The sequence below is a fragment of the Streptomyces glaucescens genome (genome assembly GCF_002154375.1).
In the GTDB taxonomy this organism is placed as follows: Bacteria; Actinomycetota; Actinomycetes; order Streptomycetales; family Streptomycetaceae; genus Streptomyces; species Streptomyces glaucescens.
Genome location: NZ_MUND01000973.1, coordinates 252 through 658 on the forward strand (window position 1 = coordinate 252; position 407 = coordinate 658).

The window sequence follows — 407 nt, forward strand, 5'->3', positions numbered from 1 at the left end:
GTGATGGCGTTCGGGTTCTCGTGGTAGGTGCGGTAGCACATGGGGTCCTGGGCCTCGTCGGGCTCGCTGGAGCCCCACCGCTGGAGGCAGCCGTAGTTGCGCGTCTCGGGGGTGATCACCGTGCCGTGAGCGGAGGCCGACGGTGCGAGCGGAAGCAGGCACAGCAGGCTGGTGGCCAGCACGCCGGCGCCGAGCGCGGTGCGGTGTGCGGGTGTTGCGAGTGCGTGGTTCATGGTGCGCTTCCTCCGGTTGTTCGGGGATCGCGGGNNCCCGCGAATTGCGTGCGCATGACAACTTGTGGGTCAGGTGTCGTGCGTGCCTGCCACCTCCCTCCTCGGGGCGGGTCGCGTGCTCGCGCGGTGGGCGAGCAGCGTCGTCACCGGCCAGCGGCCGGGGCCGAGGGCGGC

The 407-nt window shown here is 71.9% G+C and carries 1 pseudogene; it reads right to left on the reverse strand.

Annotated elements, in window-relative coordinates:
* Positions 1-233, reverse strand: a pseudogene (locus tag CCN42_RS45430) (cellulose-binding protein); the annotation flags it as partial.
* Positions 234-407 lie beyond the last annotated feature (174 nt).